The following is a 12,821-nucleotide window of genomic DNA, read 5'->3' as shown; positions in this document are numbered from 1 at the left end:
GGAGACACCACATCTACCTGCGCAAACGCAACGAGAAGAACAACGGATATCCCGTAGCTGTGTACACAATGCCGGGGCGACTGTACACAACCTCGCCCAGCGGCCCGTACGCGGTGCCCAAGCCACAACCGAACCCGCCAGCACTAGCACACATCGCTCCAGGCAAGAAGGACGTTGCCATCGCATCGGCAAACGGCCCAGCCCCTCAACCAAACGTTCTAAAGGGCTATGCTGTTTTTGTGTTTTCGCCCCCGAAAGACCGTAAACAGGCGCATCGAAAGGCAGGTCCCTCGATACCTGCCGCCTCACAACGCTGAAAACGTTCTCACTATAAAACTAGCAATCGAACAGACCGACCAAAGCGGCAAAGTCACGGCTTCAACCGCCTTCGAGAAACCGGAAGACATCCTTAACCTTCAGGAGCCTCCGCAAATGACCTCTGCAGGCAGCATTATATAAAATCAATTGTGGAGGGGGGTACATTCAGGTACATCTACCTGCTGGTTTTTAAGAAAAAGCCATGACAACTTGCCGAAAACTTGAAAAAGCTCTCGACGGATGGTCTAGACTGGCACACGTCTAGTTGTGTGTGGGCACCACTGTGGGTAGTGTCAAGATTCTTGCGCACTTTCCGACAGCCCCTAGGCCCGCCATCCGGTGCGGCCACTCCTCCAGCAGCGTCACGTCCAGGTACCGCCTCGAGCCCCGCTCGCTCTCGGCGACGTACTTGAGCCGGGCCGTCGCGAGCATGGGGGCCGACCTGCCGTCGGGGAAGGCGCCGACCACGCGGGCCCGCCTGCGGATCTCGCGGTCGGGCCGCTCGATGGCGCTGTTGGTGCGCATGCGCCGCCAGCGCTCGCGGGGGAGCCTGGTGTGCGTCAGGGTCTCGGCGAAGCCCTCCCGCGCGACCCTCGCGGCCTCCCCGGGCCTCATGCGCTCGAGCCCCCCCGGCGACCTCGAGGGCCTTGGCCTCGGAGGCCTCGCGCGACTCCATGGCGCGCATGGCCTCGGGCGTGGCGGCGACCGTGGGGCGCCTGGACCTGGGGACCCTGGCCAGCACGTTGCGGCAGAAGCGCGCGGTGCAGCACTGGCAGGCGGCCCCCGGGAAGACCTCGGCGATCGCGCCGACCATCCCGGCGGCCTTGTCTCCGGCGGACACGCGCGCGCCGCGCAGCCCCCGCGACCTCGGCCAAGAGAGGAGCTCGCGCCGGCACCCGGCCGACTCCGTGAACCCCTCCGCGGCGCCGATGACCTCGCGGTGGCCGTCGTCGTCGGCGCCGATGGCGACCATCGCGGCGACGTTCTCGTATGAGCCTCCCCAGCTGCGCCTGAGGTGGATGCCGTCGACGCAGGCGTAGGGGCAGGCGCGCTCGAGCGGCCCGTTGCGCCACTCCTCGACGGCCTCGAAGGCCCTCTCGTTCAGGTTCGAGACGGTGGCGGCCGAGACGCCGGGGCCCCAGAGCATCTCGCTCACGTCCTCGGTCCGCCCGGTGGACACGCCCGCCAGGCACATCTCTATCATGGCCTCCTCGACGCCCGTCTCGCGGCGCCGGCAGCGCTCGACGATCGCGGTCGTGAACCTCATCCCCTTGAGCTTGGGCATGCGGATCGTCGCCTCGCCGGACGTCGTCGCGAGCTTCCGCTCGTAGTGGCCCGCGCGGTAGGCCTCGCGGTCGGCGGTGCGCCCGTGGCGCTCGGCGCCCACGAGGTCTCCGGCCTCCTCGTCCAGAGGGCCGTTGAGCATCTCCTCGACCGTCCTCCTCACCAGCTCGCGCAGGTCGGACCTCAGGGACTCCTCGTTCGGTGTTGCGATGGGCTCGGGCATGGCCTTCCTCCAATATGCCTCCTGTCTCGACAGCTCGAATCATACCGGGGCGGGCCGTGCCCTCCTTCCTTACCTGGGCGCTATGCCGCTGTCAAAGTGCGCAAGAAATTGTACGTTACCCCGAGTTCGCGTGCGCGTGGTACGCTAGAGCGCGCTCATACCATCGTCTCATCGGAGTGTCGCACCATCATGTTCAAGCGTTTTCTTGGCTACTATCAGGGCCAGATGCACCTCTTTGTCATCGACATCATCGCCGCTATCACCGTTGCCGGCATCGACCTCGCCTTCCCGCAGATCCTTCGCACCCTCACGGGTGGCCTCTTCACCGAGGGCCCCGACGCCATCATGGGCGCGCTGGCCTACCTCGCCGTGGGCCTGGTGTGCATGTACGCCATCCGGTTTGTGTGCCGCTACTTCGTGATCTTCTGGGGCCACGTCATGGGCGCGCGCATGGAGAGCCGCATGCGCGAGGACCTCTTTGACGCCTACGAGCGCATGAGCTTCTCGTACTTTGATCACAACAAGTCCGGTGACCTCATGAGCCGCCTGGTCTCTGACCTCTTTGACATCTCCGAGGCGGCCCACCACGGGCCGGAGTTCATCCTCATCGGCATTGTGGAGGTCACGGGCTCCTTTATCATCCTGTCCACGATCAACCTGCCGCTCACGGGCGTGCTGGCGCTTATCGCGGTTCTTCTCGTTGTGTATAACGCGTTTGCCAACTACCGGATGCGCGCGGTCTACACCGAGAACCGGGTTCGCATCTCGGGCGTGAACTCGCGGTTGGAGGACTCGCTGGCCGGCGTGCGCGTGGTCAAGAGCTTTGCGGCCGAGGACGTGGAGCGCGCGAAGTTCCGCCGCAGCAACGACGCCTATCTCGCGTCCAAGACGCGGATGTATCGCGCCATGGGGCGCTATCAGGCGGCCATTGCGGTCATGATGGGCGCCCTCAACACGGCCGTGGTGGTCTTTGGCGGCTGGCTCATTGCGCAGGGGCAGATGGAGGCCATCGACCTGGCCACGTATGCGCTCTATATCTCGCTCTTTACCACGCCGATCACGAGCATCCTGGACTTTACGGAGACGTTCCAGAAGGCCATCGCGGGCTTCCGCCGCTTCTGCGAGGTGCTCGACACCCAGCCGGACATCCAGGACGCGCCGGGCGCCCGCCCCATCCGCGTGACCGAGGGCGCCATCAGCTATCGCGACGTCCACTTTGCGTACAAGGCCGCCGACGGCTCGCCTGAGGACGGCGTCATCAACGGTCTCACGCTGGACATTCGTCCCGGCGAGACCATCGCGCTCGTGGGGCCCTCCGGCGGCGGCAAGACCACCACGTGCTCGCTGCTGCCGCGCTTCTATGACGTGGACTCGGGCTCCATCACCATTGACGGCCAGGACGTGCGCGAGGTCACGCAGCGGAGCCTGCGCGAGGCGATTGGCCTGGTGCAGCAGGACGTCTACCTCTTTGACGGCACCATTGCGGAGAACATTGCCTACGGTAGCCCGGACGCCACCATCGAGGAGATCCAAGAGGCGGCGCGCAAGGCGAACATCGCCGAGTTCATCGAGACCCTGCCCGAGGGCTACGAGACCGAGGTCGGCGAGCGCGGCAGCCACCTCTCCGGCGGCCAGAAGCAGCGCGTGGCCATTGCGCGCGTCTTCCTCAAGAACCCGCCGATTCTCATCTTTGACGAGGCCACCTCGGCGCTGGACAACGAGTCCGAGCAGGCCGTTCAGGAGTCCCTCGCCGAGCTCTCCCATGGTCGTACCACGCTCGTCATTGCCCATAGGCTCTCCACAATCAAGAATGCTGACGAAATTGTCACCATGGAGGGCGGGCGTGTGGCGGAGCGCGGCACGCACGAGGAGCTCCTCGCCCGCGGCGGCACCTACGCGCGCTACTACCACATGCAGTTTGCCGACGGAGCGGAGTAGCACCCCCCGGTGACGGCTCTAGCCGAAAAAACGTCTCTCGTGTAGCGCCAGGTCTTCTGGCGAGGAAATCTGCCCCTTCGTGTAGCGTGAAAAATGGGCTGATCCTGAGGTTCGGACGAGTATCAGCCCGCTAGCGGCGCGAATCGTCCCAGTTGGCTACTTCCGGGCCCCTCGAAATTACGCTACACGAAGGGGCAGATTTTCGTTCAGCGATGCCCGGCGCTACACGAAGGACCATATTTCCTCTAGAGTGAGCCCCTTGAGCCCACTGTGAGGGGTGTGCATACTCTGCTGGCCGGCTGATGGCGCACGCTATACCACCCGATTTGCGTATACTTGGCTGAGCAGCAGGAAGGCGAGCCGTCGCGGCGGGAGTGCCGTCGCGGGAGAGAGCAGATGGCAAAGAAGAGCGAAGTCGCGCGCATTCAGAAGGGCGCCCTTACGGCCGACGAGGCCGAGGAGCTGTTCTCGCGCGTCGATCACACGGGCCATACCGACGAGGAGCGCGCGCGCCGCCAGAGGGCGCACCGCAAGGAGAAGGGTGTCTCGCTCGACATCGACCCGCTTTCCGAGGACGATCCCTCCGGCTCAAACGTCGGCAAGGTCATCACCAAGACCGCCGTCCTGTTTGTGGTCATCTTCCTGGCTGTTGTGGTCATCGGCCAGGTGGCCTTTGGCTTCATGCGTCGCGCGAACACCGCCAACCTCGCCGAGGAGGCTAACGTCCGCACCGTTGCCTCTGCGCTCTCCGGTGGCGTTGAATGGGGCAACGGCTTCACGCAGTTCCCCGAGGACTTCACCGTGCAGGAGGCCGACGAGAACACCGGCCGCATCGAGGTCACCGTCATAGACACCAACTCGCAGAACGCCCTCGAGTGCTTTGCCGGCTCGCAGGTCCAGGCCACCGCCTTTGCCGTGAACGCCCTGCTCAACCCCAACATCGACACCGTGGTCTACCACGTGAGCGTGCACGTTGGCGATGACGGTAAGATGCAGCAGTCCTCGTTCTTTGGCTTCCTCAAGCCCACGGGCGACGTCACCTCGTTCATGACCTTTGTCTGGACCAAGACCCAGTCAGAGGCGGGGGTGCAGTTCTCCTGCAGCATCACCGGCATCGACGACGTCGTTCAGGAGGAGCTGCGCGACCAGATCACCACGTCGTTCACGCCCGTCGAGATCCTCTCCGGCAACTAGCGCTGCGTCCGCGCCGCTTGGCGCTGCGAGTTGGTTCAACTTACCGGCAATACGCAGCCTAACGGTCAGTTTGGCCGCCCGTTGCCCCCTCTTCATGCTAACGTGTGGAAGTGTGTGAACAATTCGAGGAGGGGTCCCATGAAGTGCAAGAAGTGTGGCGAGGAGCTGCCCGACCGCGCGCGGTTCTGCCTCATCTGCGGAACGCCGGTCGAGGCCGCTGCAGATAGCGACGCCACGCCAAACAATGAGGAGCCCGAGGGCGAGGCCGACTCCGACGCCACCGCGGTAACGGATGCCGCCCCCGAGGCTGCTGGCGAGCCCGCTCCCGACCCCGACGCCACCAGGGAGTACCAGATGGAGGCGGACGCGATGCCCGCCGCCAAGAAGCTCGAGGAGCCGCTCGAGCCCACGGCGGTGGGCGCCGTCCCGCTCGTCCCGCTCGCGCCGCCCCCGCGCGCCACGAGGATTCGCCCGCGCGCCCCGCGCCCCTACGCCGCGCACGCCGCACGCTCGCCCTACTCCGATCGCAGGATCTCCGACGGCCCGGCATGGCCCGCCAGCCACGCCGCAAAGGAGACCGCTGGGCCCAAGGTCGAGGCGGAGGAGAAGCGCGAGAAGGCCCCCGAGGACGCGGCGGCTGAGCACGCCCCCGAGCACACCGAGAAGCCCGCTGCCGAGTCCCGCGAGGGCAACGTCGCGACCGACCTCGTGAACAACCTGCGCGACCGCGCTAAGTCCATGGGCGCCTCTCGCGACCGTCTCTTTGCGATCGCGGCATTTGTGGCCGCCGCGGCGATCATCGCGGTGTTTCTCGGCGTCTTTGCCACCAGCTGGATTGGCCCGCTCGCTCCCGAGCCCGAGCCCGTCCCGCAGGTGCAGCCGCCCTCGGACGGCAGCATCCCGCCGCTGACCGCGGATGACGAGGACTCCGACGCCCAGACGCTCCCCGAGGACGCCCCCGAGGTGCGCTCCGCCGTTGACGACTACTCCTGGCAGGAGCTCTCGCAGATCTCCGCCCTTATCGCCGACGCCTCGTCCGACGCCGACGCCCTTGAGCTCGCGGAGAGCTACAACCTCTGCGGCGCTGACGGCAAGCTGGACGGCACGCAGACCAAGACCCTCGAGCTCACCAGCGGCACGGAGGTCTCCATGCGCGTTGCCGGCTTCCGCCAGGACGAGAAGGCCGACGGCTCCGGCGTGGCGGGCATCACCTTCATTGCCGAGGATCCCTTTGACAGCCTCTCCATGGACTCGGGCGAGGACGCCACCAGCTGGAAGGACACCTCCCTGCGCGCCTACTTTGAGGACGAGGGCGCGGACCTCCTGCCCGAGGAGCTCGCCGACGTGGTGGTTGCCGTCAACAAGACCACCAACCCCGTTCAGGGCAGGGGCAGCCAGCAGATCGTGACCGAGGACGTGCTGTGGGTGCCGTCGTACTCCGAGCTTGTTGGTGAGGTCACGGGCGGCAAGCGCATGGGCGCCTACGAGTCCGAGGGCGAGCAGTACCAGCTCTTCGAGGATCTGGGCGTCACGTGGACCGACGGCGGCTCCGCCGTTGCACTCTCAGGCTCCTATTGGTGGCTGCGCAGCCCGGAGGTTACCAACAGCCGCTGGTTCATGTGCGTCTCCCCGGACGGCATCACCTCGTACGACCACCGTCCCATCACGCCTAACGCCATCTTGGTTGGTTTCTGCCTGTAGAAAGGCTGGCCCGGCGCCAAAGGGGGATGATGACAAAGGTGACGGGGTAAGTTGTCACCATGAAACCCATGGTGACAACTTACCCCGTCACCTTTGTCATCATCCCCCTTTGGCGCCGGGCCAGCGACTGTTACGCGAGAAGTGCGGTCACGTTTCCGAGGACGCTCTCAAAGCTCACGCCGCGCACCTGGTAGTCGGGCTGGTCGGGCGTGATGCGCATGGCGTCGCGCACGAGCTCGCAGGCAAACGCCACCGCGTCGTGCAGGCTACGGCCGGCGTAGATCGCCGCCGTGAGGCCCGAGGCAAAGAGGTCGCCGGTGCCGTGCAGCATGTACGGCAGCAGCTCGCCGGCCACCTCGTCGACGCCCTCGCCGCCGGCAACGGCCACGTAGTTGCGGATGATCCTCTCGCCCTCGTGGACCACGCCCTTAAGCACCACGGACTTTGCACCCATCTCGAGCAGCGCGTCCATCATCTGGCGCACGTACTTCTCGTCAACGTCCTGGCCCTCGTAGGCGATGCCGGTGATGATGGAGGCCTCAGTGAGGTTGGGCGTGAGCACGTCCGCGCCGTCCACCAGGCCCTTCATGGCCTCGCACATCTCGTCGGTGTAGGTGGGGTACTTTGAGCCGCCGTCGCCCATCACCGGGTCAACGACGCGCAGCGCGCTGGGGTACTCGCGATAGAGGCGCAGGATGGCGTCGACCTGCTCGGCCGAGCCCAGAAACCCCGAGTAGATGCCGTCAAGCTCGATGCCCTCCTCGTGCCAGGCGTCGAGGTAGTCGGTGAGCATGGGCGTGGTGTCGTGCATGTAGAACTTGGGAAAGCGCGTGTGCGCCGAGAAGAGCGAGGTGGGTACGGGGCAGACGTCGATGCCGGCCGCCGAGAGCACCGGGATGGCGATGCCGAGGGAGCACTTGCCGTAGCCGCACAGGTCGTGAACGGCGGCCACGCGCGGCAGGTAGCCGCCCTCGCGCTGGTAGAGGTACAGATTGCTGGCGTTGTTCATGGGATTCTCCTTTGTCCGCGGACTGATGGACCAGCGTACAAGGGGAAAGCATAGCACTCGCGGGCGCCAAGGACGGCGTGGCTGTCAGCCCCGTCGCCCCCGTCAGCCACGCCGTCCTTGGCGCCCGCGCCCGCAGGTCGCGTATACTGGGAGGACAGCAGATATGACAGCCGAGAGGAGCATCATGGCAGACCAGCCGCTTGTTGGAATCATCATGGGTTCAAAGTCGGACATGCCCACGATGGAGGCGTGCACCGCGCAGCTCGAGGAGCTCGGCGTTCCGTACGAGCTCGTCATCGCGAGTGCCCACCGCAACCCCGACAAGGTCCACGAGTGGGCGGGCTCCGCGGCAGATCGCGGCCTCAAGGTCATTATCGCCGCCGCCGGCAAGGCCGCCCACCTCGGCGGCGTGGTCGCCGCCTTCACGCCGCTGCCCATCATCGGCGTGCCCATGAAGACCTCCGACCTCGGAGGCATGGACTCGCTGCTCTCCATGGTCCAGATGCCCTCGGGCGTGCCCGTGGCCTGCGTCGCCATCAATGGCGCCAAGAACGCCGCCATCTACGCAACGCAGATCCTCGGCGCCACCATGCCGGAGTATCGCGAGAAGATCGTGGAGCTCAAGCGCCAGATGGCCGAGGCGTAATCCCGCGACAAGCGACAAGGAGCCCGCATGGCCTCGCACTTCAAGCAGCCCGAGGGCGCCGCGCGCCCGACGGGACGCCACGTTGACCTCCACACCCCGCGCGGGGGCGACGAGTCCTACCACGCGCCGGCGGGAAACCCGCACGCCGCGGACACGCCCCGCAGCTCCGCAGCGCACTTCATCCCGGTGGTCTCCGAGCCCGAGCGCGGCGGCAGCAACCGTCGCCGCCGCGAGAGCCACTTCCGCGAGACTGACCCCTACGACCTCTCCGGCCGCCGCAGCCGCGACCCAAGGAAGCGCGCCGGTCGCGTGGTGTCCGTCCTGCTCTTTGTCATTGGCATCGCGCTCATTGCCACCGCTGCGGGCATGTGGCTCTACAACCAGTGGCAGTACAGCGAGCAGGACCGCATCAACGAGGAGCTGGCCACGTTCGCGGACGTCTCCGACAACGGCACCACGCCGCCGCAGGTGGACTGGGCGAGCCTCAGGGCCGTGAACGACGAGGTCGTGGGCTGGCTGCAGATTCCGGGCACGGCGGTCAACTTCCCCGTCTACCAGGGCCCAGACAACGACAAGTACCTGCACACGAGCGCCGAGGGCGAGTACTCGCTCGGGGGGCAGGTCTTCATGGACTATGCCAACACCGCGCCGGGCATGGTTGACGCCCAGACCATCATCTACGGGCACCACCTGCGCAACGGCGCCATGTTCAAGCCCATCTCGGACATGGCCAACCAGGAGATGTTCGACAGCGTCTCCACGGTCTGGTACGTGACCGAGGACACAACCTACGAGCTCGAGCCGCTGCTGCTCTACGAGACCGACGCCAACGACGCCAACGTCCGCACGTTCACCTTTGGCTCCGAGGACGAGCTGCGCGCCTACCTCACGGGGCTTCTCGACGTGGCCGTGACCAAGCGCGCGGACGCCGCCGAGAAGGTTGCCGCCGCCACCAACGTGCTCACGCTCTGCACCTGCAACTACGAAAACGGCGACTCAGGCCGTACCCTGCTCGTCTGTGTTCCCAAGGGAGGTACCGAGTGATGCCCGCTGCCGAGAAGCTCCACGAGGAATGCGGCGTCTTTGGTGTGTGGGCGCCCGAGCGCGACGTGGCCCGCATCACCTACTTTGCCCTGCGCGCGCTGCAGCACCGCGGCCAGGAGTCGGCGGGAATCGCGGTGGGCGACGGGCGCTCCGTGCTCGTGCGCAAGGACCTTGGCCTGGTGACGCAGGTCTTCTCGGACGCCGATCTCACCGCCATGTCGGGTAAGGTCGCGTGCGGGCACTGCCGCTACGGCACGGCGGGTGCGCGCGGCTGGGAGGCCGCGCAGCCGCACCTCTCCACGATCAACGACGTGATCATCGCGCTGGCGCACAACGGCACGCTCGTGAACTTTGACGTGCTGCGCCGCGAGCTCATCGAGATGGGCATTCCCTTCCGCTCCAACACGGACTCCGAGGTGGCGGCCAAGCTCATCGGCTACTTCACGCAGCGCTCGGGGCGCCTTCGCACGGGCATCGCGCACACGATGCGCATGCTTGAGGGCGGCTACGCCATGGTGCTCGTGCGCGAGAACGCGCTCTACGCCTTCCGCGACCCGCACGGTATCCGGCCGCTGGTGCTAGGTCACCTCGGTGACGACGGCTGGGTCGTTGCGAGCGAGACCTGCGCGCTCGACATTGCCGGCGCCAAGTTTGTGCGAGAGATCGAGCCCGGGGAGATCATTCGCGTCTCCGATGACGGCCTGCGCTCTGAGCGCGGCTGCCAGCTGGGATGTCGCGCGGAGTGCATCTTTGAGCACGTGTACTTCTCGCGCCCGGACTCGATGAAGGACGGCTCGAGCTTCTACCTCATGCGCAACAACATGGGGCGTCGCCTGGCTCAGGAGACGCCCGTCGAGGCGGACCTTGTGATCTCTGTGCCGGACTCCGGCACCCCTGCGGCCGAGGGCTTTGCCCAGGAGCTGGGGATTCCCTTTGGAACGGGCCTCATCAAGAACCGTTACGTGGCGCGCACCTTCATTCAGCCCACTCAGGAGCTGCGGCAGATGGGCGTGCGCCTGAAGCTCAACGCCCTGCCCGATGTGGTGCGCGGCAAGCGCCTGGTGATGGTGGACGACTCCATCGTCCGCGGCACCACGAGCCGCCAGATCGTGCGCATGCTCAAGGAGGCCGGTGCGACCGAGGTGCACGTGCGCTCCGCCTCGCCGATGGTTGCGTGGCCGTGCTTCTACGGGATTGACACGGGCAGCCAGGACCAGCTCATCGCAGCAAAGATGACCCTCGAGGAGATTCGCGCCCACATTGAGGCGGACTCCGTGGGGTTTCTTTCCATCGAGGGGCTTCTTGCCTGCGTGCCCGGCGGTGACGCCCACGGCTACTGCAAGGCGTGCTTTACCGGGGAGTACCCCGTTGAGATTCCGCGCTCGTACTGGGGCGACCGCTTTCTTGCCGAGTACGAGCCCAAGAATCTTGCCCCGGCGTCCGAGACGTCTCGGATGCCGCTCAAAGATGCGAAGGACTTCCTCGATAATGATTCAAAAGGGGCAGCCCCTTTGAATCGCCCAACCCGAAAGGACCAAGATGGCTGAGAACACCAAGCATGTGAGCTACGAGGACGCAGGTGTTGACACCGCCGAGGGCGCCCGCGCCGTCGACGCGATCAAGGCGGCCGTTGCCGCAACCAACCGCCCCGAGGTCATCGGAGGCCTGGGCGGCTTTGGCTCGTGCTTCTCGGCGGCCGCGCTCAAGGACATGGAGGAGCCTATTCTGGTCTCCGGCACCGACGGCGTGGGCACCAAGCTCGCCATCGCGCAGCTGCTCGACCGCCACGAGACGGTGGGCGAGGACCTCGTTGCCATGTGCGTGGACGACATCGTGCCCATGGGAGCCGAGCCGCTGTTCTTCCTCGACTACGTGGCCATCGGCAAGCTGCGCGCCGAGCACGTGGCCAAGATCGTGGGGGGCATCGCCGAGGGTTGCCGCAAGTCCGGCTGCGCGCTCGTGGGCGGCGAGATGGCCGAGCACCCCGGTGTTATGGCCGAGGGTGACTATGACCTCGCCGGCTTTGTGGTGGGCGTGGTGGACCGCCCCAAGATGATCGGCCCGGACCTGGTGCGCGAGGGCGACGTCATCCTGGGCCTTCCGAGCTCGGGCATCCACTCCAACGGCTACTCGCTCGTGCGCAAGGTTGCCATCGAGGGTCGCATGGTGGAGGAGCTGGAGACGCCGCTCGATGAGCTGGGCGGGGAGTCGCTCGCCGACGCCGTCATGCGCCCGACGACCATCTACGCCGGTGGGCTTCTCGCCGCGCTGCGCGCCGGTGCGCCCATCCACGCGATGGCGCACATCACGGGCGGCGGCATCACCGAGAACCTCGACCGCGCCATGCCCGAGGGGCTGGACGCGCTGGTCTATCGCGGCGGCGAGGCCGGTCCGGCCTGGGACATGCCGCCCGTCATCGCGTACATGATTCGCGAGGCGGGTCTCACGCTGGAGGAGGCGTACCGCACGTTCAACATGGGCGTGGGCATGGCGATCATCTGCGCCGCGGACGACGAGGACGCCGTTTGCGAGGCGCTGGTGGCGCAGGGCTTCTCGCCGTTTGAGGTTGGTCGCGTGGTTGCCGGAATGCCGGGCGAGAAGGGGAAGGTCGTGTACGACGATGAGCATTAAGCTGGGCGTTCTCATCTCCGGCAGCGGGACCAACCTTCAGGCCATCATCGATCGCATTGCCGACGGCACGCTCGACGCGACGATTGAGCTGGTGGTGAGCTCGCGCCCGAGTGCCTTTGGCCTCAAGCGCGCCGAGGCCGCGGGCCTGCAGACTCTCACGCTCTCCAAGGAGATCTATGCCGACCCTGAGCAGGCGGACGAGATCATTGCCTCCGAGCTGAGCCGTCGCGGCGTGGACTACGTCATCATGGCGGGCTACATGCGCAAGGTGCATGACCCCATCCTGGCGGCGTTCCCCAACCGTGTGGTGAACCTGCATCCCGCACTGCTGCCGAGCTTTCCCGGCGCGCACGCCATCGCCGACGCGTATGAGCGCGGCGTCAAGGTCACGGGCGTGACGGTGCACTTTGCCAACGCCGATTACGATGCCGGCCCCATCATCGCGCAGCGCGCGCTGCCCGTTGAGGAGGGCTGGACGGTCGACGAGCTCGAGGAGCACATCCACGAGATTGAGCACGAGCTCTATCCCGAGGTCGTGGGGCTTCTCGCCGCCGGTCGCGTGCACGTGCGCGAGAACCTGACGGTGGCGATTGACCCCGCGTAAAGGGCTCGCCGGCCAAGGCATTTTCAAGATTTTCAAGGCTGCGGCCCCAAAGGGGCCGCAGCCTTTTTGAGATTCGGCCTCTCGTGTAGCGCAACACCCGCGCCCATGGAAATCTGCCCCTTCGTGTAGCGTGCTTTAGCAACCCTGTTGAGTAGGCGGCTTGCTGCCAACTGGGACTTTGCGGCTACGCGGGTTACCGCTACGTGCGAAGAGGCGTATCAGGGCCCGA

The 12,821-nt window shown here is 66.1% G+C and carries 9 protein-coding genes and 1 pseudogene; 8 read left to right on the top strand and 2 right to left on the bottom strand.

What is annotated here, in order from left to right:
* Positions 1-579 precede the first annotated feature (579 nt).
* Positions 580-1,825: pseudogene (locus QUW25_RS03700) on the bottom strand (IS256 family transposase).
* A 189-nt stretch (positions 1,826-2,014) separates the two neighbouring features.
* Between QUW25_RS03700 and QUW25_RS03695 the strand changes: the two are divergent.
* The 3 genes from QUW25_RS03695 (at position 2,015) to QUW25_RS03685 (ending at position 6,658) form a co-directional block, all read left to right on the top strand.
* Positions 2,015-3,763, top strand: a complete 1,749-nt coding sequence (locus QUW25_RS03695; RefSeq protein WP_289510884.1) for an ABC transporter ATP-binding protein — start codon at positions 2,015-2,017, stop codon at positions 3,761-3,763.
* Between the two features lie 396 nt (positions 3,764-4,159).
* The gene (locus QUW25_RS03690) at positions 4,160-4,957 is read left to right on the top strand and encodes a hypothetical protein (protein WP_289510883.1); all 798 of its coding nucleotides are present in this window, start codon (positions 4,160-4,162) and stop codon (positions 4,955-4,957) included.
* A gap of 138 nt (positions 4,958-5,095) precedes the next feature.
* A complete protein-coding gene (locus QUW25_RS03685) occupies positions 5,096-6,658 on the top strand; it encodes a DUF6273 domain-containing protein (protein WP_289510882.1) in 1,563 nt (520 codons plus the stop codon).
* 130 nt (positions 6,659-6,788) lie between these two features.
* On the opposite strand, the gene QUW25_RS03680 is transcribed toward QUW25_RS03685, so the two are convergent.
* Positions 6,789-7,667 (bottom strand): pyridoxamine kinase, encoded by an 879-nt coding sequence (locus QUW25_RS03680; protein ID WP_289510881.1) that lies wholly within the window; start codon positions 7,665-7,667, stop codon positions 6,789-6,791.
* Positions 7,668-7,851: 184 nt separating this feature from the next.
* On the opposite strand from QUW25_RS03680, the gene purE reads away from it, so the two are divergent.
* From purE to purN, 5 genes are read left to right on the top strand one after another with little or no spacing between them, the layout of a single operon-like run.
* Positions 7,852-8,313 (top strand): 5-(carboxyamino)imidazole ribonucleotide mutase, encoded by a 462-nt coding sequence (gene purE, locus QUW25_RS03675; protein WP_289510880.1) that lies wholly within the window; start codon positions 7,852-7,854, stop codon positions 8,311-8,313.
* A 27-nt stretch (positions 8,314-8,340) separates the two neighbouring features.
* On the top strand, positions 8,341-9,357 hold the full coding sequence (locus QUW25_RS03670) for a class B sortase (RefSeq protein WP_289510879.1): 1,017 nt from the start codon (positions 8,341-8,343) through the stop codon (positions 9,355-9,357).
* Positions 9,357-10,904: an amidophosphoribosyltransferase gene (purF, locus tag QUW25_RS03665; RefSeq protein WP_289510878.1), complete on the top strand. Its 1,548-nt coding sequence runs from the start codon at positions 9,357-9,359 to the stop codon at positions 10,902-10,904. Before QUW25_RS03670 ends, purF begins: the two co-directional genes overlap by 1 nt.
* Positions 10,897-11,988: a phosphoribosylformylglycinamidine cyclo-ligase gene (gene purM / locus QUW25_RS03660; protein WP_289510877.1), complete on the top strand. Its 1,092-nt coding sequence runs from the start codon at positions 10,897-10,899 to the stop codon at positions 11,986-11,988. The genes purF and purM overlap by 8 nt, the downstream gene beginning before the upstream one ends.
* Entirely contained in the window at positions 11,978-12,592 is a 615-nt protein-coding gene (gene purN / locus QUW25_RS03655; protein WP_289510876.1) for a phosphoribosylglycinamide formyltransferase, read from the top strand. The genes purM and purN overlap by 11 nt, the downstream gene beginning before the upstream one ends.
* The last annotated feature ends 229 nt before the right edge of the window (positions 12,593-12,821 follow it).

The organism is Thermophilibacter provencensis (assembly GCF_030372065.1).
In the GTDB taxonomy this organism is placed as follows: Bacteria; Actinomycetota; Coriobacteriia; order Coriobacteriales; family Atopobiaceae; genus Thermophilibacter; species Thermophilibacter provencensis_A.
Note: the sequence above shows the minus strand (reverse complement) of the source record. Positions and strands in the feature narration are given on the sequence as shown.